Here is a 26,619-nt window from a genome sequence, read left to right as displayed (position 1 = left end):
CGTCTCCGTTACACCTTTTCCACGTTCACGAGGAAGGACTTAAATTCCGGCGTCTGCGTGTTCGCATCACCGACGAATGGCGTTAACGTGTTAGCGATAAAGCCTTTTTTCGCCACACCTTCGTAGCCCCAGTGAATCGGAATACCGATAGTGTCGATATCCTTACCGTTAGCCTTCAGCGTGCGAATACGTTTGGTCACCACAGCCTTGGCCTTAATGTAGCCGCGGTTAGAGGAGACTTTGACGGTATCGCCGTGGGAGATACCGAGCTTATTCGCCAGCTTCTCGCCAATTTCCACAAACTGTTCCGGCTGAGCGATGGCATTCAGCAGCGCATGCTTGGTCCAGTAGTGGAAGTGCTCGGTCAGACGGTAGGTTGTACCGACGTACGGGAACTTATCTGCTTTACCCAGTGCTTCTTCGTCACCTTTAAAGATGCGCGCGGCAGGGTTAGAGATAACGTTCGGGTGCAGCGGGTTAGTCCCCAGCGGTGTTTCAAACGGCTCGTAGTGTTCCGGGAACGGACCTTCCGCCATCTTATCGATAGCAAACAGGCGTCCCATCCCTTCCGGCTGCATGATGAACGGCCCTACGTTGCTGCCAGGTGCGGCAGCACTGTAGTCCGGAATATCCATCCCGCTCCACTTCGCCCCATCCCATTTCAGGATCTGACGTTTTGGATCCCACGGATTCCCCTGCGGATCAGCGGAGGCGCGGTTATACAGAATGCGTCGGTTAAGCGGCCACGCCCAGGCCCAGCCCAGCGTATTACCAAGGCCTGACGGGTCGGCGTTATCGCGACGTGCCATCTGGTTGCCTTCCGGCGTCCAGCTACCGGCAAAAATCCAGCAGCCGCTGGAGGTCGTGCCGTCGTCACGCAGTTGGGCGAACGAGCTAAGCTGTTGGCCTTTCTTGACGATAACCGCACCGGTTGCCGGGTCGGTAATGTCGGCCAGCGCTTTACCGTTGCTCTCCATCGCTACTTCTTCCGAAGCCGGTTCGTGCGGGGTGGAGTAGTTCCAGGTCATGCTCAGCACCTGTTCCGGGTTTGCGCCACCTTGCTCGGCATACATCTTGCGCAGACGCAGGAAGATACCGGCGAGGATTTCGCCATCGGTAACGGCAATCCCCGGGGCATCCGCGCCTTTCCAGTGCCACTGCAGCCAGCGACCGGAGTTAACGATAGAACCGTTCTCTTCAGCGAAGCAGGTGGACGGCAGACGGAATACTTCGGTCTGGATTTTCGACGGATCAACATCGTTTGACTCACCGTGGTTCTGCCAGAAGGTGGAGGTCTCGGTGTTGAGCGGGTCGATAGTGACCAGGAATTTCAGTTTGGACAGTGAAGCCACAACTTTGTTTTTGTTCGGGAATGACGCGACCGGGTTAAAGCCCTGGCAGATATAGCCATTCACTTTGCCCTGATTCATCATCTCGAAGTACTGCAGGACGTCGTACCCTTTATCCCACTTCGGCAGCCAGTCGAAGCCCCAGCTGTTTTCCGCTGTCGCTTTATCGCCAAAGAAGGCTTTCATCATCGAAACGAAGAATTTCGGGTAGTTGCCCCAGTAGTTCACCTGACCTTCCAGCAACGGTTTTGGCGTGTTGGCGGCAAGGTAGGTTTGCAGGTCAGTCTGTTTCTCGCTTGGCAGCGTCATATAGCCTGGCAGGCTTTGTGACAGCAGGCCTAAGTCGGTCAGGCCCTGAATGTTGGAGTGACCGCGCAGGGCGTTAACACCGCCGCCAGCCATCCCCATGTTGCCAAGCAGCAACTGGATCATCGCCATGGTACGGATGTTCTGCGCACCCACGGAGTGTTGTGTCCAGCCCAGGGCGTACAGGAACGACGCGGTTTTATCTTTGGCGCTGGTTTCTGCGATGTACTCACAGACCTTCAGGAAGTCGGCCTTTGGCGTACCGCAGATGTTTTCTACGACGTCCGGCGTGTAGCGGGAGACGTGCTGTTTCAGCAGGTTCCACACGCAGCGCGGATGTTGCAGGGTGACATCGCGTTTGGCGAAGCCTTTTTCATCCAGCTCGTAGTTCCAGCTGGTTTTGTCATACTTGCGTTTGTCCGCGTCGTAGCCGGTGAACAGGCCATCTTCGAAACCGTAATCCTCACGCACGATCAGGCTGGCGTTGGTATAGGCCTCAGTGTATTCGCGGTTAAATTTTTCGTTGTTCAGCAGGTACAGCAAAACGCCTGACAGGAAAGCAATGTCAGTACCGGAACGAATTGGCGCATAGAAATCAGCCACCGCAGCGGTTCGCGTAAAGCGTGGATCGATAACAATCAGCTTCGCGCCGTTGTGAATTTTGGCTTCCATCGCCCAGCGGAATCCGACCGGGTGAGCTTCAGCGGCGTTACCGCCCATCACCACGACGAGGTTGGCGTTTTTAATGTCGACCCAGTGGTTGGTCATCGCACCGCGACCAAATGTTGGAGCAAGACTTGCTACCGTTGGTCCGTGTCAGACGCGTGCCTGGTTGTCGACCGCGAGCATACCGAGCGCGCGGGAGAATTTTTGCGTTAAATAGCCGGTTTCGTTACTGGAAGCGGAAGCACACAGCATTCCGGTGGAAAGCCAGCGGTTAACGGTTACGCCTTCAGCGTTTTGTGCAACGTAGTTAGCGTCGCGGTCTTCTTTCATCAGCTTAGCGATGCGGTCAAATGCCTCATCCCAGCTAATCTGTTGCCACTTATCTGAGCCTGGTGCGCGATATTCCGGGAATTTCAGGCGGCTTTCGGAGTGGATGAAGTCCACAAGTCCTGCCCCTTTCGGGCACAGCGCGCCACGGTTCACCGGGTGATCCGGGTCCCCTTCGATATGGAAGATGGATGCTTTGGCGTTTTTTGCGCCGTCACCGAGGCTGTACATTAACAGTCCACAGCCAACGGAACAGTAAGTGCAGGTGTTACGGGTTTCGCGGGTGCGCAGCAGTTTATATTGCCGTGTTTCCGCGAGCGCTACGCCGGGTGCAAAGCCCAGTGCCGCTGCCGTGGTGCCTGCCATACCGCCAGCGCAGATCTTAAAGAACTGCCTTCTGCTGACCTGCATGGTTCGCTCCTTGTTTCGACATTGTCACATTCCCTTCGCTTTTCTGTAACGCGAACGCGAGGGAAGTGGTTGTTATTTTTCTTTGCGGACGGGACCGCAAAGGTCCAGAATTGGGTGAATTTCCCTCCGTCCAGGAGGGATTTGTAAAGAATACCACAATGTTGGTATGCGTGTTCCAATATGGTTAAAAGAAAGTGAATAAGATTATTCAAGAAAACATCAAGAATGTGACATCTTCGACAGGATCGCGCCAGTTGACCCTCTGGAAGCGCGAGGATTTGCAACATCCTCAGCCTGATGAGGTAGCTGAAGAAGTGCCTGTTGCGCTGGTATACAACGGGATTTCGCACGTGGTGATGATGGCATCACCGAAAGATCTTGAGCACTTCGCGGTGGGTTTTTCACTTTCTGAAGGCATTATTGAGTCCCCGCAGGATATCTACGGAATGGACGTAGTGCCTTCCTGCAACGGATTGGAAGTGCAGGTTGAACTGTCCAGCCGTCGCTTTATGGGGCTGAAGGAGCGTCGTCGCGCGCTGGCCGGTCGCACCGGTTGCGGCGTTTGTGGCGTGGAGCAGCTCAATGACATTGGCAAGCCGGTCCAGCCGCTGCCGTTTACCCAGACATTCGATCTGGCGAATCTTGATAACGCTTTACGACATCTCAACGATTTTCAACCCGTGGGGCAACTGACAGGCTGCACGCACGCGGCTGCCTGGATACAGCCGTCAGGTCATCTGGCGGGCGGGCATGAAGATGTTGGACGTCATGTTGCGTTGGATAAACTGCTGGGACGACGTGCAATCGAAGGGGAAACCTGGCAACAGGGCGCGGTATTAGTCTCCAGCCGCGCCAGTTATGAGATGGTGCAGAAGTCGGCGATGTGCGGTGTGGAGGTCCTGTTTGCTGTTTCTGCGGCGACAACGCTCGCCGTGGAAGTTGCAGAACGTTGTAACCTGACGCTGGTGGGTTTTTGCAAACCGGGCAGGGCGACGATCTATACGCATCCGCAACGTCTGGTCGCGCAGTGACGCCACCAGGCGGCCAGAATACTGCCGGAAAATGCCAGTTCCATGATTACGGCAACTGGCGAGCCAACAATCACATTGTTCAGCAGCCAACACAGGCTGCCACACAAGGTGTATCCCCGTAATTTTCCGCTGCGTTTTTGAAATGACGCAAAGGTCATCAGCAGGCTTCCCATCAGCGGCAAAATACTCGACAGATTTTGCCAAAGATAAATGCTACACAGCAGCGACCCCAGCATAAATCCCCACATCACCCAGCGGTGAAACGTGACGATGGCTGTCGCGTAGCGGCATGCGGCAATGATCATTAACCCAGCCGCAGCGTGTTGATCCAAAAGATAGAAATGGATAGCTAACAGAGACGTAGAACTGGTGAGCAGCGTTAAAGTGATAGCCCGGCGTTGAAAATGAAAAGCGGAAATATCCAGTAAGAAGCTGATGCCAGCCAGCATCTGAGAAAGAAGAAATGCGTTCATTGTGGTCGCCATCTATTAAAGAGTGACGGGACAATAATCGACACATCACCGTAAGGCGTTAACCTTTGTTAAGACGCTGGCGAATACGGGACAGGCTAACGGGGGTAATGCCGATATAGCTGGCAAGATCGCGCTGGGTGAGCTGTGACTCCCAGTCCGGGAAGTGTGTTTGTACGTACTGATAGCGTTGCTCTGGGGTATTGAGCAGCAGCATTTGCTCTTTTTTCTCTTTGTAGATCAATTGCTGGACCAGTAGCTGAGTCTTAATATCCTGATTTTCCGGCGCATCAAGCAAAGCCAAGGGTATTTCAGTGGTTTCTCCCGCGGTTATCATTTGCAGGCTGTAATCGGCAGGTGTGTTAGTTAGCCAGTTCAGGTACAGAAAGCAGTATTCCCCGGCAAAGTAGAACTCTTTAACCCTTTCAACGCCGTTGTCCGCGTGATAAACCGCACGAGCCACACCATGATGTAAAAGATGAATTTTACTTTGTGGTTCACCCTGACGAAGTAACCAATTACCCGCCGGTTGCGTTTTTCTACGGCTGCCAGCAAGCCATTGTGATTCCTGATTACGTAACATCTTATATCTCAAATAATTTGAATAAGACTGGCAAATCCTTCCGCTTTCAGTTGTTCGGATATCAGCCTATTATTTATCACATCAAGGCACGGTGCCTTAAACAAACAACTAAGTTAAAGGGTTTATATCATGAAAAGCATCAAAACTTTTGTCGCAGTTATCGCTCTGGCTACTTCTTTCGGTTCTTTCGCTGCTCAGACAGTGACCGCAACCGGTTCTACGCTGGAAAGCGCTGAAGCAAAAATCGCCGCTCAGGCTGAACGTGCGGGCGCCAGCGATTACAAAATCACTCAGGCATACACCGGTAACCGCGTGCACATGACCGCCGAACTGCTGAAATAAGATACCTTAGTACTGTCGAAAGAGCGCCCTTGAGGCGCTTTTTTAGTTTATACCCGCCATTCGCAGCAATGCGGTCACCACTGCGGCAGCGACGATCACCACGATTAGCGGCATCTTGCGCCAGGCGAGAAATACCGCAAAAGCCACGCCCAGCACGCGCGCCATGCCAGCGAAGTGTTCACCTTCGTAAAAGGTGGTCGCCAGCGCAACGGAGAACAGTAATACCGTTGCGGCGTCGGAAAGCAGCGCCTGCGAGCGTTCCGAGAACGCTAATCGGCTCCCAAGCTTCGCTCCTCCTAAACGCATTAAATACGTTCCCAGAGATAACATGGCGATACCGACGATAAACAGCGTCATGTTGCCCATTATTTTTTCCTCGTCAGTAAGCCAAACAGTGAGAGCAAAACAGGTAAACCGACCGGCGCAAAGGGGATGGCGGCAAGCGACAACCCGGCACCACTACAGGCGCGAATCAGCGTGGTGCGGTTTTTAAAGGCCGGGACCACTAAGGCTAATAAAATTGCAGGGAAGACGGCATCCAGACCGATGGTTTCTGGGGCGGGGAGCAGTTTGCCGACGCCCGCGCCGATCAGTGTGCCAACAGGCCAGAAAATCGCGACGCCCAGACCGCACAGCCAGAAGGCGGCTTTACGTTGTTCGGGCGTTTTTTGCGACAGGCCAAAGACTACGCTTTCGTCGTTCATGATATGACAGCCGAGGAAACTCGCAGCCCGGGAGCCCACCAGATCGCGCACCGTGACGCCAAACGGCACGTGTCTGGCGTTGACCAGTAAACCGGCAGCCGCCGCCGCCAGTGGGTTACCGCCGCTGGCGACGATACCGATAAACATAAACTCGGACGCACCCGCCAGTACCGTAATCGAAAGCACAAACGGTACCCACAGTGGGAAGCCGTAGGCCATCGCCAGCGAGCCGTATGACATGCCGACTACGCCGACGGCCAGACAGACTAAAAAAATTGCTTTTATCGTGTCGCCTTTGAGACTGGAAAAATAATGTTTCATACCGTTTTAGCCATATCGAACGAATTTCCATTATAATGAACGCGACCAGCTAATATTACAAGTCGAACGAAACGTTCGATATAAAGAACATGGAGTCGTGAATGACCCAGCCCATCAGTATGATCGCGAAAAGCCTTGTGCGTGAACGTCAGCGCACCGGTTTGTCATTGGCAGAGATTGCCCGTCGCGCAGGGATTGCAAAATCGACACTCTCGCAATTGGAAGCGGGCAATGGCAATCCTAGCCTGGAAACGCTCTGGTCGCTGTGTGTGGCGTTGGATATTCCCTTTGCTCGCCTGCTGGAGCCGCAGGAACAAAAAACGCAGGTGATTCGTCGCGGCGAAGGAACAAAGGTGGTGGCTGAGCAGGCCCACTATCAGGCCATTTTACTGGCCGCCTGCCCGCCGGGGGCGCGGCGGGATATCTATCTGCTGCTGACACAGCCGGGCGCGGATCGTATTTCACAGCCGCATCCACCTGGATCGGTTGAACACATCATCGTGACGCAGGGTAAGGCGATGGTAGGATTGACGGAAGCGCCGGAGGAGTTAGGTGAGGGGGACTATATTTGTTACCCCGCCGATCGGGCGCATATTTTTAAAGCGCTGGAGCCTGACACCCAGGCGATTCTGGTTTCTGAGCAGAACTAACTGTTCTGTTGCGTTGTGCCGGATGCGGCGCGTTAACGCCTTATCCGGCCTACAAGTCTATTGCAAATAAAACACTTCTTTTAACTCTGCGCTAACCGGGCTGTTGTCCGGGTTTGCTGGCATTACGTCACGCATATGCTTCCACCAACGTTGGCAAACGTCGGTGCTGGCAATGGCATTCCAGCGTTCTTCGGACTCAATCTCAACGGTGGCGAACAGCAGATTGCGCGCCTGATCGAGATAAATCGCGTAGTGATGGGCGCCGTGCTCTTTCAGCACCGCTTCCAGCTCTGGCCAGATGGGATTGTGCCGACGTTGATATTCAACGTGCGCGTCGGCATTCACCTGCATCACAAAGGCCTTGCGGATCATAACGCCTCCAGATACAGCTCGCGGACCTCGTCGCGGCTGGCGGTGCGCGGGTTGCACGGCGCACACGGATCGGCCAACGCTTTATCCAGCCAGCCTTCAATATCCTCTTTCGTCACGCCAAGGGAACTAAAGCCCACAGGAATACCAACACGCTTGCTGAGTGCACGAATCGCGTTGATGGCCTCCATACTTGCCGCTTCATCGCTCATGTCACGGGTATCGACGCCCATCGCCTGCGCCACGCGGGCAAAGCGCGCTACGGCGTTCGGACGGTTAAAGTTTTCGATTACCGGCAGCAGGATGGCGTTGCAGACGCCGTGTGGCAGATTATGGGTTGCGCCCGGCTGGTGCGCCAGCGCATGCACCAGACCCAGACCAGCGCTGTTAAATGCCATCCCCGCCAGATACTGACCAAACGCCATTTGCTCACGAGCTTCGAGGTTATGACCGTCGTCGACCGCTTTTGGTAGCCACAGGTTGATCAGGCGAATCGCTTCCAGTGCGTTAGCGTCGGTGAGCGGATGAGCACCAACGGAAACATAGGCTTCCACCGCGTGGGTCAGGGCGTCCATACCGGTTGCGGCGGTGACGGAGGCCGGGATTTCCAGCATTACGCTGGCATCATCCACAGCGATGTCCGGGATGATATTCGGGTCGATGATCACCTCTTTAACCTTACGGGCAGAGTCGATAATGACCGCGTTGCTGGTCATCTCTGCTGCCGTACCGGCGGTAGTGTTGATGGCGACCAGCGGGACGCCAGCATTTTTCACTTTGCCCACGCCGGAGTAAGTGGTAGAAGGGCCAGGGTTGGCTGTCAGGATTTTCACCGCTTTGGCGGTATCGATCGGGCTGCCGCCACCGAAGGCGATGATGTAGTCACATTCTGCGTTCTGATAGGCTGCAAAACCTTTTTGTACCAGCTCTTCTGTCGGGTTCGGGAATACTTCATCAAACAAGTGGTAAGACATTTGATGTTTATCCAGCGCGGCAAACAGGCTATCCAGCAGGCCCAGTTTTACCAGTTGACCATCGGTGACGATCAGCGCTTTGCCCCATTGTTTATTCGCCACGAGATTCACCATATCGGCAATCGCGCCGGCGCCATGCAGGCTAATTTTTGGCAGTGCCAACATAAAGCTCATCACTATTCTCCTTAATAATAAAATCCTGTAGGCCGGATAAGGCGAAGCCGCATCCGGCGTTGAGTTGGGAGGTATCAGTACAGCTCTATGGCGCTTGCCAGCGGCGTAACACCAAAGCGTTTGCCAAGTGCGACCAGCTCTTCACGTGAGATGGTTTGCTTCATACCGCCCATCGAAAAGATTTTGACCAGAACTTCGGCGGATTTCTCTGCGGTATCTATCAAACCGAACGCTTCGTCGAGGGTAGGTCCGCTTCCGAACACGCCGTGGAACGGCCAAAGTACCAGCGAGTGTTTCTGCATTTCCTCGGCGGTAGCCTGACCAATTTCATCTGTACCCGGCACCATCCACGGCAGAATGCCAACGCCATCCGGGAACACCACCAGGCACTCGGTGCTGCCTTCCCACAGCTTGCGGGTAATCAGCGCTGTATTGTTTTCCAGTACGTAGGTCAGAGCGATCAGGTTGGTGGCATGGCAGTGCATGATCACGCGGTCTTTACCGTTCGTCGCTTTAATGCGTTCGCAGTGAGAGAGGAAGTGAGCCGGCAGTTCAGAGGTCGGCACGGCCTCGTGGGTCAGGCCCCAGAGGATGTGGTAGCCCGCACCGTCGCTGTCTATTTGTACCACGCCCAAGTTTGCCGCGGGATCGAGCTGGACGTTACGGAAAAACTTACCGGAACCGGTGACGATAAACGGTGTGTTTGCCAGCAGCGGCATCGGCTGACTTAGCGCAATATAGCGTGGTTTTTCGTGGAAATCGGCGCTAAACGGCGCGATATCTGCTTCATCAAGACGCAGCGTCAGGTTGCCGCCATTACGCTCGTCCCAGCCTTTCAGCCACGCATCAGAAGTGGCTTTGATCATCCCCTGGACGAACCAGGAAGTCGTAATTTTTTGCATGTTCGGTGTTCCTGTTTATTGCCCGAACGTTATCGGGTCTTACGTAGGCCGGATAAGCGAAGCGCCATCCGGCAATCGTGTTTCATTTATTGCCGGATGGCGACGCGGGGCGTCTTATCCGGCCTACAAGCCTGGCGTCACGGTTAGCTACGTTTGCTCAAAATCTCTTTTTCATAAGCGCGCACGCTGTCCAGCCACTGGCTGCCCGCAGGCGTGTCGTGGCGCTGGCAATACATCTCCCAGACGGCCTGCCACGGCAGCGATTTTTGCTCTTCCAGCAGGGCCAGACGTGCGGTGTAGTCGCCGCTGGCTTCGAGCTGACGTAGTTGCTCGGTGGGTTCTAACAGCGCGCGCAGCAGGGCTTTTTTCATATTGCGGGTGCCGATCACCCACGCGGCGATGCGGTTAATGGAGGCGTCGAAGAAGTCGAGGCCAATGTGTACGCGGTCGAACAGGTTGTGGCGAACGATCTCGCTGGCAATCGCCTGAGTTTCATCATCCAGCAGCACCACGTGATCGCTGTCCCAGCGCACCGGACGGCTGACGTGCAGCAGCAGGCGTGGTACATACAGCATGGTGGCGGAAATTTTGTCGGAGATCACTTCAGTCGGATGGAAGTGGCCCGCATCCAGACACAGTGCGGTCTGGCGGCTGGTGGCGTAACCCATGTAGAACTCGTTAGAGCCCACGGTGTAGCTTTCCGCACCGATGCCAAACAGCTTGCTTTCGACGGCATCGATATGGTGCGCCGGGTCGAGTTTCTCGCTGATCACTTCGTCCAGTGCGTCCAGCAGACGCTGGCGCGGCGCTAAACGGTCAACGGTGATGTCTTTCATGCCATCCGGGATCCAGATGTTCATCACCGATGGTGTACCCAACTGCTCGCCAAAATACGCCGAGACGCGACGGCTGGCTTTGCAGTGATCGATCCAAAACTGGCGAATGGTGTCGTCGGCGTGCGCCAGCGTGAAACCGTCGGCGCTCAGCGGGTGTGAGAAGCAGGATGGGTTGAAATCCAGCCCTAACTGGTTCGCTTTCGCCCACTCCACCCAGTTTTTAAAGTGCTCAGGTTTGATTTGGTCGCGGGCAACCGGCGTATCAGATTCCAGATAGATCGCGTGCAAATTCAGACGTTTTGGACCAGGAATCAGGCTCAGCGCCTGCTCCAGATCGGCCCGCAGTTCGGTGGCGTTACGCGCTTTACCCGGATAGTTACCAGTAGCCTGAATTCCGCCAGTGAGCGAGCCTTCCGGGTTTTCGAAACCGGCGACGTCATCGCCTTGCCAGCAGTGCATGGAGACCGGCAGACGATCGAGCTGGCGTAAGGCCGCCTCGACATCAATACCTACCGCGGCGAAACGCAGTTTTGCCAGTTCCCAGGCTTGTTCAAGTTGAGTGGTCATGCGCAAAGCTCCTTTGTCTGTCGTAGTGATTGAAACTGCGCCTGGTAGCGGGCAATTTCACTTTCAGGATTGGGAATGAAGGTGGTCAGTTCGTAGTTGGCGCGCACCACCTGACGGAAATCATCGACGTTGTTCAGCTCGTCCAGCGTCATCAGCTGGATGCCAATATTGCCGAGCGTGGAGGCCTCAATCGGCCCGGACATCACGCGAATACCGCAGGCGTCCGCACACAGCTGGTTCAGTAAGGTGTTCTGGCAGCCGCCACCGACAATGTGCAGTTGGCTAAATGCTGCACCACGCAGTTGTGCCAGTTCTTGCAGGATGTCGGCGTACAGCAACGCCAGGCTGTCGAAGATACAGCGCGCCAGTTCGGCGTTTTGCAGGGGAACGGGTTGGCCTGATTCACGGCATGCTGCCTGAATTTCTGCACTCATATCGTCGGGGTTGATAAAGCGATCGTCGTTCGGGTTTATCAGGAACTGGCAGGCCGGCAGCGCTTGCGTTTGGCTGATAAGCGTTGGCAGGTCGGTAATCTGGCGCTCTTTTAATACGCGCTGGAGCAGCCATAGCCCCATGATATTTTTCAGGACACGGTAGCGTCCTTCCGCGCCGCCTTCGTTGGTAATATTCGCCGCCAGCGCCGCATCGTTGGTATACGGTGTTCTGCTCTCAAAGCCCATCAGCGACCAGGTCCCGGAAGAGAGATAGGCGCTGTTTTTGTCGGCCAGCGGAGAAGCAATGACCGCGCTGGCCGTGTCGTGACTGGCGACGGCGACAACCGGAATTTGGTTTTTCTGTGGGCAAATCCAGTGGCCGATCACGTTCCCTGGATGCGTCGGGCGACCAAACCAGGCTTTGTCTGCCCCGGTCCACGCCAGCAGTGTGTCATCCCAGTCGTCGGTATTGATATTGACGAGCTGGGTGGTGGTGGCGTTGGTGTATTCCCAGTTCATTTTGCCGGTCAGGCGAAAGCTGAAGTAGTCGGGGATCAGCAGGGCATGGGCCACCTGCGGGAGCAGTTCTGGCTGCTGTTCAACCAGCGCACGCAGTTGATACAGGGTGTTAAAGGGCAGAAACTGAATGCCGCTACGGCGGTAAATTTCACCTTTACCCGGCTGCTCCATCGCCTGCGCCATAATGCCGGTCGTGCGGCTGTCACGGTAAGAGACCGGCAGACCGACACGTTGACCGATGTTATCGATCAGAACGTAATCCACGCCCCAGGTATCAATGCCGATGCTGTCTATCCGAATGCCTTCATCGCAGACTTTTTTCAGGCCAAGACGAATATCGTTTTCCAGGCTGTCGATGTCCCAGGTGTCAAAACCGTCTGTTTTTTGCAGGCAGTTCATGAAGCGGTGGATTTCACGTAGCGTCAGGGAGCGGTGTTCACTGTCGTAACGCGCCAGCATTACGCGCCCACTGGATGCGCCGAGATCGACTGCGACACAATGGCGAAAAGTCATAGCGAGGTCCTTCTGAGTTTTATTGCACTCAGTCTAAGAACCCCAGATAACGCGTACCTTCTTGACAGTGACAGCCACAATTAGCGGCTGGCAACATGGCAAAGGTGAACGTGACGCTGTTCACAATTTCTATTAATAGGACCTGTTTTAGCGGATGTGACGCCTTCCGCAATTCCCGATCTTTCCCGCCATTTCTTGAAGAATTGACCGTGTTTACGCACTTTGGCGTCAAAAATTTAAGGTGAGGGTGATAACCCTTAATTACTATTCAGCCATGTTCATTTGATCGGGAAGGATGTCATCATGACTGTATTGCATTGCGTGGATTTTTTTCCGACAGGTAAAGCGCCAGTGGCTATTGAACCGCGGCTTCCTCAACCTGCGTTTCCAGAGCATCATCATGATTTTCATGAAATTGTGGTGGTCGAACATGGAACGGGGATCCATGTGTTCAACGGGCAGCCTTACACCATCAGCGGCGGTACGGTGTGTTTCGTTCGCGATCATGACCGGCATTTATATGAACATACTGACAATCTGTGCCTGACCAATGTGTTGTATCGCTCCCCGGATGCGTTTCAATTTCTGGCTGGGCTGAATCAGCTTTTACCTCAGGAACAGAATGGGCAGTATCCCTCCCACTGGCGGGTGAATCAGGGGGTGTTGCAGCAGGTTCGACAACTGGTGGGGCAGATGGAAGCGCTCGGTGAGGGGATGGATACACCAACGGCGGCAAACCGCGAGATCCTGTTTATGCAACTGCTGGTGCTGCTGCGTAAAAGCAGTCTGATGGAGGCTGCGACCGATAACGACGCGCGGCTTAACCTCCTGATGGCGTGGCTGGAAGATAACTTTGCCGACGAGGTGTGTTGGGAGGCGGTGGCCGAGAAGTTTTCCCTCTCTTTGCGCACTCTGCATCGCCAGCTCAAACAGCAAACCGGATTGACGCCGCAGCGCTACCTTAACCGCTTGCGGCTGATCAAGGCCCGGCATCTGCTTCGCCACAGTGATGACAGTGTGACAGACATCGCTTATCTCTGCGGATTCGGCGACAGTAACCACTTTTCGACGCTTTTTCGTCGTGAGTTCAAGTGGTCACCACGCGATATTCGTCAGGGGCGCGATCTCGTTGTGGCAAGCCGCCTCCAGTAACGCGAAAGCTATCAACGTTTTTTACCGCCGAATCTCAGATAATCATGTCCCTTAACGCCGGATGGTGGCTACGCCTTATCCGGCCTACGTGTCACGTAATCTGTAGGTCGGATAAGGCGTAGCCGCCATCCGACAGGGAATATTGTGATGGCGAATCATCTGGTCCTTCTGAAATCAGACTTCTTTGCGCATGAGCAGCAGGCTGTGGCCGTGGCTGACCGTTATCCGCAGGATGTCTTTGCTGAGCATACCCACGAGTTTTGCGAGCTGGTCATGGTCTGGCGCGGTAATGGTCTGCATGTCCTTAACGATCGCCCGTACCGGATAACCCGTGGCGATCTGTTTTACATTCGTGCCGAAGATAAACACTCCTACACCTCCGTGAACGACCTGGTGTTGCAAAATATCATCTACTGCCCGGAGCGATTGACGCTGAATGTTGACTGGCAAGGGGCGATCCCCGGATTTAACGGTACGCCGAGGCAGCCGCATTGGCGACTCGGCAGCGTTGGCATGAGCCAGGTCCGACAGGTGATAAGCCAGCTTGAACATGAAAGTAATCAACGTGATGCACAGGCTTTTACCATGGCTGAGCTGCTGTTCGGGCAACTGGTGACACACCTTAAGCGGCATCGTTATGCCACGGATACGCTCCCGGCGACCTCCAGTGAAACGCTGTTGGATAAACTGATCACCGCGTTAGCCGGTAGCCATGAGCATGCGTTTGAACTGGATACGTTTTGCGAGCGCGAACAATGCAGCGAGCGCGTTTTGCGCCAGCAGTTTCGCAGCCAGACCGGGATGACCATCAACCAGTATCTCCGCCAGGTGCGGGTTTGCCATGCGCAGTATCTGCTCAAACATAGTCGGTTGATGATTAGCGAGATTTCCATGCGCTGCGGCTTTGAGGACAGTAACTACTTTTCGGTGGTATTTACGCGGGAAACCGGGATGACGCCGAGCCAGTGGCGTCATCTCAGTACTCAGCATGCTTAGCTGGCCATTCCCAGACCGACAATGTTTGCCGCGACAATGATCACTACGCAGCCGAGGCTTAGCACGCTGACCGGACGACGACCCGCGTTTTTCCACTCTTTCAATACCAGACCGACAATCCCGCCGCACAGAACATAGAAGCTCATGTGCAGCATCCAGCTTACATAGTCATACTGCGCCGGAATACGTGCGTGGCCCCAGGCGTAGAAGAAGAATTGCAGATACCACATCAAGCCACCAAGCGCAGAGAGCAGCACGTTGGTGATAATCAGCGGTTTGGCTAACGAGAAGTCGGCTTTTATCGACAAGTTCTTCACTTTTGCCAGACGAATGAAGCAGAAGCCCAGGTTAACAAGCGCGCCACCGCCCATAATGACCACATAGCTAGGCAGGGCGACATACAGCGGATCGACGCCCAACGCGGCGGCGGCATCGTGCATCGGTTTCGCCGCGTTCATCGCAAAGGACATCCCGGCGGAGAAAATACCGCACATGACGGCCAGAACCAGACCTTTTTTCAGGTTGAAATCTTCCGCTTTGATGCCCATTTTGCGTTCTTTTAACTGACCGGCACGGGTAACAATACCCACGCCAATCAGCGCGACCAGTACGCCAAGCAGCGTCATGCGGCCACCAGAGGTATTGATCAGTACATCAAAATTGCCGTTGATAATCGGGGTCATCAGCGTGCCGACAATCAGCGTAATACCTATCGCAATCCCGATACCCATCGACATACCGAGATAGCGCATGGTCAGGCCATAGTTGATATTGCCAATCCCCCACATTGCACCAAACAGAAATACCGGCGCCAGCGTGGAGAGGCTGAAGGAGCTGAAGTAGGCCCAGAAATCGGGAAGTAACATGGCGCTGATGGTCCACGGCAGGATTATCCAGGAGACGATCCCGCCAACCGACCACATCGTTTCCCATGACCAATGTTTGACTTGCTTGAACGGGGCATAGAAACAGGCGGCACTGGCTGCCCCTATCAAATGCCAAAAGATACCCATCGTAATCGCGTTACTCATGACTTAATCCTCGTTATTTTTTATCGTCGGTAATGACCCCTCCGACCTAACGAGTTTAAAAATTACGCAGGTGGTTAACCTTTTGACGATTGCCGCCCTTTTGCGCATGTTGGCAATTATCACGTTAAGTGGGTGATTCGGCTCACATCTTTAACAATGGGTTTGATTCATTAAGACCCTGTAAAAAGTACGGCATTGATAATCATTTTCAATATCATTTAATTAACTATAATGACCCAACTGCTTACGCGGCGTTAACACTGGCCGCCCGACAATACTGGAGATGATTATGAGTTATACACTGCCATCCCTGCCGTACGCTTATGATGCCCTTGAACCGCACTTCGATAAGCAGACGATGGAAATTCACCACACCAAACACCACCAGGCTTACGTAAACAACGCCAACGCTGCGCTGGAAAGCCTGCCTGAATTCGCCAGCCTGTCCGTTGAAGAGCTGCTCACCAAACTGGATCAACTGCCAGCAGACAAGAAAACCGTACTGCGTAACAACGCGGGCGGTCACGCTAACCACAGCCTGTTCTGGAAAGGCCTGAAAACCGGTACTACGCTGCAGGGCGACCTGAAAGCGGCTATCGAACGTGACTTCGGCTCCGTTGACAACTTCAAAGCTGAATTTGAAAAAGCAGCGGCAACCCGCTTTGGCTCCGGCTGGGCGTGGCTGGTTCTGAAAGGTGACAAACTGGCTGTTGTTTCCACCGCCAACCAGGATTCCCCGCTGATGGGTGAAGCTATCTCTGGCGCTTCCGGTTTCCCAATCGTGGGCCTGGACGTTTGGGAACACGCTTACTACCTGAAATTCCAGAACCGTCGTCCGGACTACATCAAAGAGTTCTGGAACGTCGTGAACTGGGACGAAGCTGCCGCGCGTTTCGCAGCAAAAAAATAAGTTCTACGCTTTAACAAAGCCCTGCAAGCGATGCTTGTGGGGTTTTTTTGTGATCAAACTCAATATAAAAACAATGATCCACTTAAATTGAAACAAGGTTTTATTATGCGAGTGGGATCACTTTTATAGTCTCTATGAATGTCTATCTTCTTTTCATCAAGACGGGCGCATCTCAAAGCAAGATGCAATCGCCCATAAAAATTGCCCCATTTTTATGTCTACAGGTGATGGAAATGCAGATCAAACGTACGATAGAGAAAATCCCAGGCGGTATGATGCTGGTGCCGCTTTTCCTGGGCGCGTTGTGTCACACCTTTTCCCCCGGCGCCGGGAAATATTTCGGCTCTTTTACCAACGGTATGATCACCGGTACGGTGCCTATCCTGGCAGTCTGGTTCTTTTGCATGGGGGCGTCGATCAAGCTAAGCGCCACCGGCACCGTGCTGCGTAAATCAGGTACGTTAGTCATCACCAAGATTCTGGTGGCGTGGGTGGTTGCAGCGATTGCTTCACGCATTCTGCCGGAACATGGTGTAGAGGTTGGATTCTTCGCAGGGTTGTCTACGCTGGCGCTGGTGGCCGCGATGGATATGACCAACGGCGGGCTGTATGCCTCGATTATGCAGCAGTACGGCACCAAAGAAGAGGCCGGGGCGTTTGTCCTGATGTCGCTGGAGTCTGGCCCGCTGATGACCATGGTGATTCTGGGAACCGCCGGGATCGCGTCGTTTGAACCACACGTATTTGTTGGTGCGGTATTGCCGTTCCTGATTGGCTTTGCGCTGGGGAATCTGGACCCTGAACTGCGGGAGTTCTTCAGCAAAGCGGTGCAGACGCTGATCCCGTTCTTTGCCTTCGCATTAGGTAACACCATTGATTTGAGCGTGATTGCGCAGACCGGCGTGCTGGGTATTCTGCTGGGTGTGGCGGTGATTATCATCACTGGTATTCCATTGATTATCGCCGATAAACTGATTGGTGGTGGCGATGGTACGGCGGGGATTGCCGCTTCCAGTTCTGCGGGGGCGGCGGTTGCTACGCCTGTGCTGATTGCTGAAATGGTTCCGGCATTTAAACCGATGGCACCGGCAGCAACTTCCCTGGTCGCCACGTCGGTGATTGTGACCTCCATTCTGGTGCCGATTATCACGTCTATCTGGTCGAAAAGGGCCAAAGCAAGGGCGGCAGAAATTGATATTCGTGGCACCGTGAAGTAAGTCTCTTAAGCCGGATGGTCTGCACCATCCGGCTTAATTATTTACCCTTTGACGACAAACACCTCATCGATTGTTCGACACTCACTCTCGTTCAACTCTCCACCGGCATTACGTGACACGCTGGTACAATAGCCAAACTTACGCGATACCACGGTTTTGATGGTAGTGACAAAATCTTCGCCGATGGCATAGATGGACATGTAGGTGCCAATCTGGTCCTGAATATCGCGAAGCGCTGCCAGGTCTCCCTGTTTGAACGCTTCCCGCGCGCTGACAAACAGTTCCGGCATGACGTTGTTCAACCCTGAAATAATCCCCGCGCCACCTGCTAACAGGTTGGGAATGTAGTATTCGTCATAGCCGGACAGCACGGCAAAATCCTCCCGCACGGCGCGGGTGGTCTGAATCATACTGCGGGTATGGGACTGGCAGTCGACGGTGTCTTTAATGCCAGCGAAATTCGGGAACTCGGCGGCGAGGGTGGCTACCAGTTCGGGGGTTAAATCGCAGCCGGTGCGTGCCGGGAAGTTATAAGCAAACCATTTGCCGCTGAGTGTCTGCCCCAACTGACGGAAGTAGCTCAGCAGCTGTTTCGCTGTTTGTCCGTAGTAGTAGGGCGGCAGGATCATCACGGCATCGTAACCTGAGCGATACGCTTCCTGCGCCATCAATAAAACATCATTCTGGCAGGTGGATGAGACGTTGGCGACCATCTTCAGCGAGCTCATGGCGCGGGCCTCGCGGATCAGCAGCAGTCTTTCTTCGAGCGTGAAGGAGGCAAATTCCCCGATGCTGCCCATCAGCAAAATCACGTCGATTTTGGCCTCGGTAAGGCGTTTGAGATGTTGGCTTAGACCGTTGAGATCGATCTTGCCATCATTGTCCATTGGCGTAATGGAAGGACACCAGACGCCAGCAAATTGCGATTGACCAGTCACGTTGTCGACTCCTTATTTGAAATGATGTTTCAAAACCAGATTACATTGATAGCATGTGTCCCTAAGTTTCATGTGAACCGTGCTCTCATTTTGAGCGACTGGGGTAAAATAAATGTGGTGTAATGGGGGAAATTTATCGGGAGAGGGAACAGATGCGATATCCGGTCGATGTTTTTACAGGCAAAGTTCGGGACTACACGGGAAGCCGTCCCAGCGCGATTGCTAAAGTCCAGATTGACGGTGAGTTGATGCTGACCGAACTGGGGCTGACGGGGGATGAACAAGCGGAAACGAAAATTCACGGCGGGCCGGATCGCGCGCTGTGTCACTATCCGCGTGAACACTATCAGCACTGGAGACAAGCGTTTCCGGAGCAGGCGGAGCTATTTGTCGCCCCCGCGTTTGGTGAGAACCTCTCTACTGAGGGGCTGACTGAAGATAATGTGTATATTGGCGACATTTTCCAGTGGGGAGAGGCGCTGATTCAGGTCACGCAGCCGCGCTCGCCGTGCTTTAAGCTGAATTTCCATTTTGGCATCAGCGATATGGCCAGCCAGATGCAGGATGCGGGCAAGACGGGCTGGCTGTGTAGCGTCATCGCGCCTGGTCAGGTGTCAGCAGACGCGCCATTGATCCTGGCGTCACGCGTGAGCGACGTCAGCGTGCGGGAGGCCATTGCTATCGCCTGGCATATGCCGTTTGATGATTCGCAATATCACCGTTTACTGTCGGCTGCTGGGTTATCAAAAAGCTGGACCAGAACGATGCAAAAGCGCCGTTTAAGCGGCAAGATCGAAGACAATTCCCGCCGTTTGTGGGGAAAATAAACCTACCTTCATCTGGCAGTTAAATCAGGTGGAGACACCTGATTTACCTCTCCCCCGTGCTTCATCCCCCTGTGTACAAAACCGGGCAAAAACCTGACGGTCTCGGTTTGCTTCAAAGCCATTCTTGATACCTGGTCCACAAAAAGAAACTCTGCGTTGAAAAAAAACTTGAGTATTTCCTGCACTCAAATATCTTAGCTTCAAATTGGTTTAAACCAGATGAGCGAAATGAAAAAGAAAAACAATGTTGATGTGCTCAGGGAGCGCTTTGAAAGCTGGTTAAACGAGAAGAATTTACCAGCGGGGTCCAAATTGCCTTCGGAAAGGGAGTTATGTGAGCTGCTGGATGCAAAGCGTATGACCTTACGTCAGGTTCTGATTGAGCTTGAGATCGATGCGCGTATTTTCCGCAAGAACCGCAGTGGTTGGTTTATTTCGTCGAAGCGATTTATTTATAACCCTAAATCACTTTCCAGCTTCAATGCTGAAGCCTGTGCTCAGGGACGTAAGCCTTTTTGGGATTATTTAACCAAAGAAACCATTGATACAGTTCCGCATCATGTTGATGATGTTTTTCTCTCCTCCGGTGACCGCTATTTAGTTACCGGCTGGTGCGGTCTTGATTCACATAAAGTGTTTTACCATGAATCCTATATTGATGCTGATGTTGCGCCAGGATTCATTAATAAATTGGGCAATCAGTCTTTTGCCAGCGTCTGGGAAGATGCGTTTGGCCATGTTTTAAATATCAAAGAAATGATTTTTAAACCGGTCAATATGCCAGAAGTGGCCTGCAAAGAACTGGGTGTTGCGCCTAATACGTATGGAATTTTAGTAGAAAAACATCGGGCTACCCGAGATAAAAAAGTGGTTCAGGTTGATTTCGAATACTGGCGACTTGAATCAGTGGAACTTGTTATTCGCGATGAATGAGAAAAATAATGGGAAAATGTAACCAAGAACTTCTTGCGGAACGCGCGAGAAATATACCGCTGTACCTACATGCTTATGCTTTTCATCTGAATATGCGTTACGAGAGAGTCCTGCCGGGGGATCTTCTGGATATTGCGCATCAGCAAAAATTGAAGGGTGTAAAAATACATGTTGAGGATGGTGAGTCCCAATCACTGCAGAAACTGAACGATCAGCAGCTACACGATTTTAAAGAGAAGGCCAAAAAATATAATCTGGATGTGCATATCGAAACGAGCGCATCGGATAAGGCGACATTGACGGATGCCATCCGTATTGCTGTTGCTACTGGTGCAACTTCAGTGCGTTTCTACCCGCGTTATGAAGGGCATCTCAACGATGTTATGGCGAAGATTGCCAATGATATTGCATGGCTGTCTCAGTATGACGATTGCGGACTAAGCTTTACTATCGAACAGCATGAAGATCTGCAAGGCCATGAGCTGGTGACGCTGGTTAACAATAGCGGGATGAAAAATCTCTCTATTCTGTTTGATTTTGGCAACATGATTAATGCTAATGAACAGCCGCTTTCTGCGTTAGAGGTTATGTCTCCATTAATCACCCAGGTGCATATCAAAGACGCTAAAATTATTAAAGAAGGTAAAGGCTGGGGGCATGAGGCTTGTCGTTCTGGACACGGCGATTTACCCATGGAAGAGATGCTTAAGGCATTATTACTTTTAGGTGAAGATAAACCGCAAGTACATGCTTTTGGCCTGGAAGAAGAAGTTGAATATTATGCCCCTGCATTTCGCTTCGACGATGAGGGTGATAATCCATGGATCCCATGGCGCGATGCAAGTTATACGCCACTGCCTGACAGCAACATGATTGATGCGCGACTGGCGCAGGAAAAAGAACATGCTCTTGCCCAAATAAAATACATTCGTGATATATGTGACAAGTTTATAGGCAATTAATTAGTTTTCTTAAAATATTATTAAATGCGGAAAGGATTATGAAAATAATCCCCTGGCTTTATTAATTATACAATTTAATTTAGATATTTCTCTCAACAAGCAATGAGGGTTTAATCATGTTCATGAATAAATGGGCAAGGCTCTGTTTTTTGATTTTAGGCGGCGGCACGATATTCAAGCTTTCAAGTATGAAAGATGTTTTCTATGTGCCAATGCAGAATGACTGGGGTTTAACTAATACGCAAATTGGGTTGAGCTTTACGGTTTATACGATTGTTCAGACAACCGGACTTTTTCTTTCTCTCTATATCGCAGATCGTTACTCCAAGAAAATATTATTACCGTTCGGTCTGATTGGCGTTGGGTTATGTGGCTTATATCTGGCAACGCTACCGTCATTTACTGGTTATCTCATTTGCTTTGCCGCGATGGCTTTCTTTGCCGATGTGGTTTATTGGCCGGTATTGCTGAAAGCCGTTCGTTTGCTGGGAACGAAAGAAGAACAAGGACGCATGTTCGGCTTTTTAGAAGCCGGACGTGGCGTGGTGGATGTTATCGTTGCATCTGGCGCTCTGTTTGTCTTCGTCCAGTTTGGTGAAGGTAAAGCGGGGATGCAGGCGGGCCTGTTGTTCTATACGGTAATTACGCTTGTGGCAGGTATTGTGACGTACTTTATTGTCGATGATGACAAAGTGAAAGGCGGCGAGAAAACCAGTGCCAACATGGAAGTGTTAAAGGGTATCAAACATGTTTTGTCCTGCCCTAATGTTTGGCTGGCTTCTTTAGGTATTTTCTTCGTTTATGCCGCGTACTGTGGACTGACTTACTTTATTCCGTTCTTAAAAGATATCTATATGCTGCCGGTAGCTCTCGTCGGTGCGTACGGCATCATCAACCAGTATGCGTTAAAAATGGTAGGTGGGCCGATTGGTGGAATGTTGGCAGATAAAGTTGCTAAATCACCGACAGTGTATCTGAAGTGGACGTTCCTGATCTCTGCTGTGGCGATGCTTGTGTTCATGCAGTTACCGCATCAAACAATGAACGTGTATATCGGTATGGCGGCGACATTAGGGTTCGGAGCGATTATCTTCTCACAGCGCGCCATTTTCTTCGCGCCGATGGATGAGATCGGTACCCCACGTGAGTATGCGGGCTCGGCAATGGCATTTGGTTGCATCATCGGTTATATGCCAGCGATGTTTGCGTACACGTTGTACGGCTATTTGCTGGATACCAATAGCGGCATCACTGGCTACAACTATGTCTTTAGCGTGATGATTGCGTTCAGCTTAATGGGCTTTATCTGCTCGACCATTCTGGTGAAGCGAATTAAAAAGCAAAAGCTAGCGGCGGCGGCTGCGGCGGCATAACGTGAATGCTTCCCCGGTAATCATGTCGTACCGGGGAAGCCTGTTAAGCGCGTTTATACAGCGGTAACCAAATCACCAGCCGTAAACCACCCAGCGGGCTGTCTTCGGCCTTCACCCAGCCACGATGCTGCTGAATTGCGGTTTCAACAATCGCCAGACCCAGACCTGTTCCACCAGACTCGCGATCGCGCGCCTCATCGGTACGATAGAACGGACGGAAAATCTGTTCTCTGTCTTCAGGGCTAACGCCTGGGCCATCGTCGTCCACGGTGATGGTAATCCCGTCGATATCCACCGCGAAGCCAACTTCAATCTTCGTATGTGAATAGCGCAGGGCATTGCGCACAATGTTTTCCAGCGCACTTTCCAACGCATTTGGGTTACCGTACAGCGGCCACGGACCCGGCGGGAAATTCACCGTGAGCGATTTACCCATCTGCTCAGCTTCAAAGGCGGCGTTATCCAGCACTTCGCCCCAAAGCTGATTAGCTTTCACTGTTTCACTGACCAGCGCGTTTTTCTGCTGATTACGTGACATCACCAGCAGGTCGTTGATCATGCTGTCCAGTCGGTGTGCTTCTGTTTCAATGCGCTCCAGCTCTTTGCTCTCACCGCTACGACGGCGCAGCAGAGCGGTGCCCAGTTGCAGACGCGTTAGCGGTGTTCTCAGCTCGTGAGAGATGTCCGACAGCAGGCGTTGCTGTGTGGTCATCATCCGTTCCAACGCCGTCACCATCTGGTTAAAGCTCGCGCCTGCCGCCAGGAACTCCTGCGGACCGGCTTCCAGCTCAGGATGTTGACGCAGGTTACCCTGAGCTACTTCATCCGCCGCGTTTTTCAACTTACGCGCCGGTTTCGCCAGACTCCAGGCAAGCCAAAGCAATAGCGGTGAGCTGACTAACATGGTGACGATCAGCAACAACAGCGGTCGGTCGAACAGCAGGTTGATAAAGTCAGATTGTGAGCTGCTGGCAGGTCGTATGAGATACAGCTGGTAGTTATCTTCACCGTCTCTGACGGAGAAAGGCCCGACCATCTCAACGCGACCGTATTTTTTCTTTTGCGGATGGTCGGCGTTATCGGCCTGACCAATAAAGTTACGAATGATCTGCATTTCGTTGCGTTCTGCGCCGATCACGCGTCCTTCCGTCGTAACAAGTAATAGCCGCTGTCCTGGCGGCGCCCACTTGTCTATCGCCCGAAACAAGCGACGCCACCACATCAAATCGTTGGGTGGATCGTTCGCCAGTTCAGCTTCAACGTGTTGCTCAATCATTAACCCCTGGCGCTGCTCGCTGTCCAGTAGCTCGGTCATCTGGCGTGAGTCGAGCTTGGGTAACATCAGTACCAACATCAACACCAGTGCCAGCGTCAACCAGAAGATGGCAAAGATGCGTGCGGTTAAGCTCCCTATCATGAAGCGGAGACCATCAGGTAGCCGCGACCACGCAGGGTTTTAAACCACGGGTGTCCGTCTTTACGCTCTGGCAGCTTACGACGCAGGTTCGAGATATGCATGTCGATCGCGCGATCGAAAGGCGTCAGGCGTTTGCCCAGCACTTCCTGGCTCAGGTGCTCACGCGAAACCACCTGACCGAGATGCTGAGCCAGCAAATAGAGCAGGGTGAATTCGGTGCCGGTTAACTCCAGAATTTGCCCGTCAAAGCTGGCTTCCTGGCGACCCGGATTAAGGCTTAACGCATCAACTTCCAGCGTCGGCGAACCGTTATCGCTGTTCTGCTGCTGTTCGCTCCAGTGTGAGCGACGCAGAATAGCGCGGATGCGCGCGACCAGTTCACGGTCGTTAAACGGTTTAGGTAAATAGTCGTCCGCGCCCAGCTCAAGGCCAAGTACGCGATCCAATTCGCTGCCGCGAGCGGTCAGCATGATTACGGGTGTCTGGTGTGTCTGACGAAGTGCTTTCAGCGTATCAATGCCGTTTTTCTTCGGCATCATGACGTCGAGCAAAAGTAAATCGATGCTGTCATCCAGAAGCTCAAGCGCCTGTTCCCCATCATAGGCAACCAGCACATCGAAACCTTCCATTTCGAGCAACTCCTTTAACAGGGAAGTCAGCTCTCGGTCATCATCAACTAACAGGATTTTATTCATTGTTTACGTACCTCCGAGGCAGAAATTACGTCATCAGGCGTCGCTAATCTATGACTTTACGTTGTTTTACACCCCCTGACGCATGTTTGCAGCCCGAATCGTAAACTGTCTCTCGTTGAATCGCGACAGAAAAGATTTTGGGAGCAAGTGATGGGCAAAGTTACCGCTGCCGTCATGGCCTCAACGCTGGCACTCAGTACATTTAGCCATGCAGCTGAAGTCGTCACAGGCGATCACTGGCACCTGGGTGAAGGCTCATCGCAACGCAGCGTTCAGAGCCACATGTTTGACGGTATCAGTTTAACCGAACATCAACGTCAACAGATGCGAGATTTAATGCAGCAGGCAAGACACGAACAGCCTCCTGTTAATGTTAGCGAAATGGAGACAATGCATCGCCTTGTCACCGCAGAGAAATTTGATGAAAGCGCAGTGCGCGCTCAGGCAGAAAGAATGGCGCAAGAACAGGTTGCCCGCCAGGTTGAAATAGCCAGGATCCGCAATCAGATGTATCGCCTGTTAACGCCAGAGCAGCAAGCGGTTTTAAATGAGAAACATGAACAACGAATGGAGCAACTGCGCGATGTAGCGCACTGGAAAAAAAGCTCATCGTTGAATTTATTGAGTAGTAGCAACTCACGTTCCCAGTAGTAACCCTGTTTTCCTTGCCATAGACACCATCCCTGTCTTCCCCCTCATGATGAGGGGGTTTTTTTTGCCCAAAATTTGTCCCTCGGTTATTGCCTGACTGTTTTACTTCATCCGTTATACTAGCGGCATATCCTGGCAGGAGTGTTTATGAATCAAACCTATGGGCGGCTGGTGAGCCGGGCGGCAATCGCGGCAACCGTGATGGCATCGCTGTTACTTTTGATCAAAATTTTTGCGTGGTGGTACACCGGATCGGTCAGTATTCTGGCAGCACTGGTGGATTCTCTGGTGGACATCGCGGCGTCGTTAACCAATCTGTTGGTGGTGCGCTATTCGCTGCAGCCCGCAGATGATGAACATACGTTCGGACACGGAAAAGCGGAATCGCTGGCGGCGCTGGCGCAAAGCATGTTTATTTCTGGTTCGGCGCTGTTTTTATTCCTGACCGGGATTCAGCATCTCATCCAACCCACGCCGATGAAAGATCCGGGCGTTGGGGTGGTTGTCACCATCATTGCGTTAGTGTGTACAATCATTCTGGTCTCGTTTCAGCGCTGGGTAGTGAAGCGTACGCAAAGTCAGGCCGTTCGGGCAGATATGCTTCATTATCAGTCTGATGTTATGATGAACGGTGCGATTCTCATTGCGCTCGGGCTGGCATGGTACGGCTGGCATCGTGCAGATGCCTTGTTTGCGCTGGGTATTGGCATCTATATTTTATATAGCGCATTACGCATGGGGTATGAGGCAGTGCAATCTTTGCTGGATCGCGCTTTACCCGATGAGGAACGTCAGGAAATTATTGATATAGTGACGTCATGGCCTGGAGTCAGCGGCGCTCACGATCTTCGCACGCGGCAGTCAGGGCCGACCCGCTTTATTCAGATTCATTTGGAAATGGAAGATAATCTGCCGCTCGTTCAGGCGCATTTAGTGGCTGAACAGGTTGAGCAGGCAATTTTACGGCGTTTCCCGGGATCGGATGTCATCATTCATCAGGATCCCTGTTCAGTCGTACCCAAGGAAGGCAAGATGTTTGAGCTTTCATAATTCGTTGTAAAAAAAGTGA

27 protein-coding genes are annotated in these 26,619 nt (G+C 52.7%); 13 read left to right on the top strand and 14 right to left on the bottom strand.

The window, feature by feature from the left end:
- Positions 1-8: 8 nt before the first annotated feature.
- Positions 9-3,059: a formate dehydrogenase-N subunit alpha gene (fdnG, locus tag SK38_RS22485; RefSeq protein ID WP_100247862.1), complete on the bottom strand. Its 3,051-nt coding sequence runs from the start codon at positions 3,057-3,059 to the stop codon at positions 9-11.
- 194 nt (positions 3,060-3,253) lie between these two features.
- Between fdnG and fdhD the strand changes: the two genes are divergently transcribed.
- Positions 3,254-4,090: a formate dehydrogenase accessory sulfurtransferase FdhD gene (fdhD, locus tag SK38_RS22475; protein ID WP_057066657.1), complete on the top strand. Its 837-nt coding sequence runs from the start codon at positions 3,254-3,256 to the stop codon at positions 4,088-4,090.
- Here the strand turns inward: fdhD and SK38_RS22470 are convergent.
- Together SK38_RS22470 and SK38_RS22465 are read right to left on the bottom strand one after the other, a co-directional pair.
- Complete coding sequence (locus tag SK38_RS22470) at positions 4,057-4,563, bottom strand: YgjV family protein (protein ID WP_048237092.1); 507 nt, start codon at positions 4,561-4,563, stop codon at positions 4,057-4,059. The genes fdhD and SK38_RS22470 overlap by 34 nt on opposite strands.
- Positions 4,564-4,621: 58 nt before the next feature.
- The gene (locus SK38_RS22465; RefSeq protein WP_048237091.1) at positions 4,622-5,143 is read right to left on the bottom strand and encodes a Crp/Fnr family transcriptional regulator; all 522 of its coding nucleotides are present in this window, start codon (positions 5,141-5,143) and stop codon (positions 4,622-4,624) included.
- A 129-nt stretch (positions 5,144-5,272) separates the two neighbouring features.
- Between SK38_RS22465 and SK38_RS22460 the strand changes: the two genes are divergently transcribed.
- Complete coding sequence (locus SK38_RS22460) at positions 5,273-5,485, top strand: YdgH/BhsA/McbA family protein (RefSeq protein ID WP_003825262.1); 213 nt, start codon at positions 5,273-5,275, stop codon at positions 5,483-5,485.
- Positions 5,486-5,527: 42 nt separating this feature from the next.
- Here SK38_RS22460 and SK38_RS22455 read toward each other — a convergent pair whose 3' ends face one another.
- On the bottom strand, positions 5,528-5,851 hold the full coding sequence (locus tag SK38_RS22455; protein ID WP_003825260.1) for an AzlD domain-containing protein: 324 nt from the start codon (positions 5,849-5,851) through the stop codon (positions 5,528-5,530).
- Positions 5,851-6,510 carry an AzlC family ABC transporter permease gene (locus SK38_RS22450; RefSeq protein WP_003825259.1) on the bottom strand — a complete coding sequence of 220 codons (660 nt, stop codon included), beginning with the start codon at positions 6,508-6,510 and terminating at the stop codon, positions 5,851-5,853. The genes SK38_RS22455 and SK38_RS22450 overlap by 1 nt, the downstream gene beginning before the upstream one ends.
- Before the next feature lie 101 nt (positions 6,511-6,611).
- Here SK38_RS22450 and SK38_RS22445 point away from each other — a divergent pair, with 101 nt between their 5' ends.
- Entirely contained in the window at positions 6,612-7,160 is a 549-nt protein-coding gene (locus SK38_RS22445; protein WP_003825255.1) for a helix-turn-helix domain-containing protein, read from the top strand.
- 57 nt (positions 7,161-7,217) lie between these two features.
- On the opposite strand, the gene rhaM is transcribed toward SK38_RS22445, so the two are convergent.
- The 5 genes from rhaM to rhaB all read right to left on the bottom strand — a co-directional run bounded on the left by rhaM (position 7,218) and on the right by rhaB (position 12,448).
- A complete protein-coding gene (gene rhaM / locus SK38_RS22440) occupies positions 7,218-7,532 on the bottom strand; it encodes an L-rhamnose mutarotase (RefSeq protein WP_048237090.1) in 315 nt (104 codons plus the stop codon).
- Positions 7,529-8,677 (bottom strand): lactaldehyde reductase, encoded by a 1,149-nt coding sequence (fucO, locus tag SK38_RS22435; RefSeq protein WP_048237089.1) that lies wholly within the window; start codon positions 8,675-8,677, stop codon positions 7,529-7,531. Before fucO ends, rhaM begins: the two co-directional genes overlap by 4 nt.
- Positions 8,678-8,751: 74 nt before the next feature.
- Entirely contained in the window at positions 8,752-9,579 is an 828-nt protein-coding gene (rhaD, locus tag SK38_RS22430) for a rhamnulose-1-phosphate aldolase (protein WP_008787010.1), read from the bottom strand.
- Between the two features lie 143 nt (positions 9,580-9,722).
- On the bottom strand, positions 9,723-10,982 hold the full coding sequence (gene rhaA / locus SK38_RS22425; protein ID WP_048237088.1) for an L-rhamnose isomerase: 1,260 nt from the start codon (positions 10,980-10,982) through the stop codon (positions 9,723-9,725).
- Entirely contained in the window at positions 10,979-12,448 is a 1,470-nt protein-coding gene (gene rhaB, locus SK38_RS22420) for a rhamnulokinase (RefSeq protein WP_048237087.1), read from the bottom strand. The genes rhaA and rhaB overlap by 4 nt, the downstream gene beginning before the upstream one ends.
- A 303-nt stretch (positions 12,449-12,751) precedes the next feature.
- On the opposite strand from rhaB, the gene rhaS reads away from it, so the two are divergent.
- Together rhaS and rhaR are read left to right on the top strand one after the other, a co-directional pair.
- Positions 12,752-13,600, top strand: coding sequence for an HTH-type transcriptional activator RhaS (rhaS, locus tag SK38_RS22415; RefSeq protein WP_032945577.1), 849 nt, complete (start codon positions 12,752-12,754; stop codon positions 13,598-13,600).
- Between the two features lie 147 nt (positions 13,601-13,747).
- Positions 13,748-14,596 (top strand): HTH-type transcriptional activator RhaR, encoded by an 849-nt coding sequence (rhaR, locus tag SK38_RS22410; protein WP_008787014.1) that lies wholly within the window; start codon positions 13,748-13,750, stop codon positions 14,594-14,596.
- Here the strand turns inward: rhaR and rhaT are convergent.
- A complete protein-coding gene (gene rhaT, locus SK38_RS22405) occupies positions 14,593-15,627 on the bottom strand; it encodes an L-rhamnose/proton symporter RhaT (RefSeq protein ID WP_003825242.1) in 1,035 nt (344 codons plus the stop codon). The genes rhaR and rhaT overlap by 4 nt on opposite strands.
- 289 nt (positions 15,628-15,916) lie before the next feature.
- Here rhaT and sodA point away from each other — a divergent pair, with 289 nt between their 5' ends.
- Positions 15,917-16,537, top strand: a complete 621-nt coding sequence (gene sodA / locus SK38_RS22400) for a superoxide dismutase [Mn] (protein WP_048237086.1) — start codon at positions 15,917-15,919, stop codon at positions 16,535-16,537.
- Positions 16,538-16,770: 233 nt separating this feature from the next.
- A complete protein-coding gene (kdgT, locus tag SK38_RS22395) occupies positions 16,771-17,754 on the top strand; it encodes a 2-keto-3-deoxygluconate transporter (RefSeq protein ID WP_020996114.1) in 984 nt (327 codons plus the stop codon).
- Positions 17,755-17,795: 41 nt separating this feature from the next.
- Here the strand turns inward: kdgT and SK38_RS22390 are convergent, their stop codons facing one another.
- Positions 17,796-18,692: a dihydrodipicolinate synthase family protein gene (locus SK38_RS22390; protein WP_048237085.1), complete on the bottom strand. Its 897-nt coding sequence runs from the start codon at positions 18,690-18,692 to the stop codon at positions 17,796-17,798.
- Positions 18,693-18,844: 152 nt separating this feature from the next.
- Here SK38_RS22390 and yiiM point away from each other — a divergent pair, with 152 nt between their 5' ends.
- From yiiM to SK38_RS22370, 4 genes are all read left to right on the top strand, one after another.
- Positions 18,845-19,519, top strand: a complete 675-nt coding sequence (gene yiiM / locus SK38_RS22385) for a 6-hydroxyaminopurine reductase (RefSeq protein WP_020996113.1) — start codon at positions 18,845-18,847, stop codon at positions 19,517-19,519.
- A 228-nt stretch (positions 19,520-19,747) separates the two neighbouring features.
- On the top strand, positions 19,748-20,452 hold the full coding sequence (locus tag SK38_RS22380; protein WP_020996112.1) for a GntR family transcriptional regulator: 705 nt from the start codon (positions 19,748-19,750) through the stop codon (positions 20,450-20,452).
- A gap of 8 nt (positions 20,453-20,460) precedes the next feature.
- Positions 20,461-21,414 carry a sugar phosphate isomerase/epimerase family protein gene (locus tag SK38_RS22375; RefSeq protein WP_020996111.1) on the top strand — a complete coding sequence of 318 codons (954 nt, stop codon included), beginning with the start codon at positions 20,461-20,463 and terminating at the stop codon, positions 21,412-21,414.
- A 122-nt stretch (positions 21,415-21,536) separates the two neighbouring features.
- On the top strand, positions 21,537-22,787 hold the full coding sequence (locus SK38_RS22370; RefSeq protein WP_095533158.1) for an MFS transporter: 1,251 nt from the start codon (positions 21,537-21,539) through the stop codon (positions 22,785-22,787).
- 43 nt (positions 22,788-22,830) lie between these two features.
- Here SK38_RS22370 and cpxA read toward each other — a convergent pair whose 3' ends face one another.
- Together cpxA and cpxR are read right to left on the bottom strand one after the other, a co-directional pair.
- Entirely contained in the window at positions 22,831-24,204 is a 1,374-nt protein-coding gene (gene cpxA, locus SK38_RS22365) for an envelope stress sensor histidine kinase CpxA (RefSeq protein WP_003028758.1), read from the bottom strand.
- A complete protein-coding gene (cpxR, locus tag SK38_RS22360) occupies positions 24,201-24,899 on the bottom strand; it encodes an envelope stress response regulator transcription factor CpxR (protein ID WP_003028763.1) in 699 nt (232 codons plus the stop codon). Before cpxR ends, cpxA begins: the two co-directional genes overlap by 4 nt.
- Before the next feature lie 150 nt (positions 24,900-25,049).
- Between cpxR and cpxP the strand changes: the two genes are divergently transcribed.
- Together cpxP and fieF are read left to right on the top strand one after the other, a co-directional pair.
- Positions 25,050-25,550, top strand: a complete 501-nt coding sequence (gene cpxP / locus SK38_RS22355) for a cell-envelope stress modulator CpxP (RefSeq protein ID WP_008787022.1) — start codon at positions 25,050-25,052, stop codon at positions 25,548-25,550.
- 147 nt (positions 25,551-25,697) lie between these two features.
- Positions 25,698-26,600, top strand: a complete 903-nt coding sequence (gene fieF, locus SK38_RS22350; RefSeq protein WP_003825216.1) for a CDF family cation-efflux transporter FieF — start codon at positions 25,698-25,700, stop codon at positions 26,598-26,600.
- The last annotated feature ends 19 nt before the right edge of the window (positions 26,601-26,619 follow it).

The sequence above is a fragment of the Citrobacter sp. MGH110 genome (genome assembly GCF_001037515.1).
GTDB lineage: Bacteria > Pseudomonadota > Gammaproteobacteria > Enterobacterales > Enterobacteriaceae > Citrobacter > Citrobacter portucalensis.
Note: the sequence above shows the minus strand (reverse complement) of the source record. Positions and strands in the feature narration are given on the sequence as shown.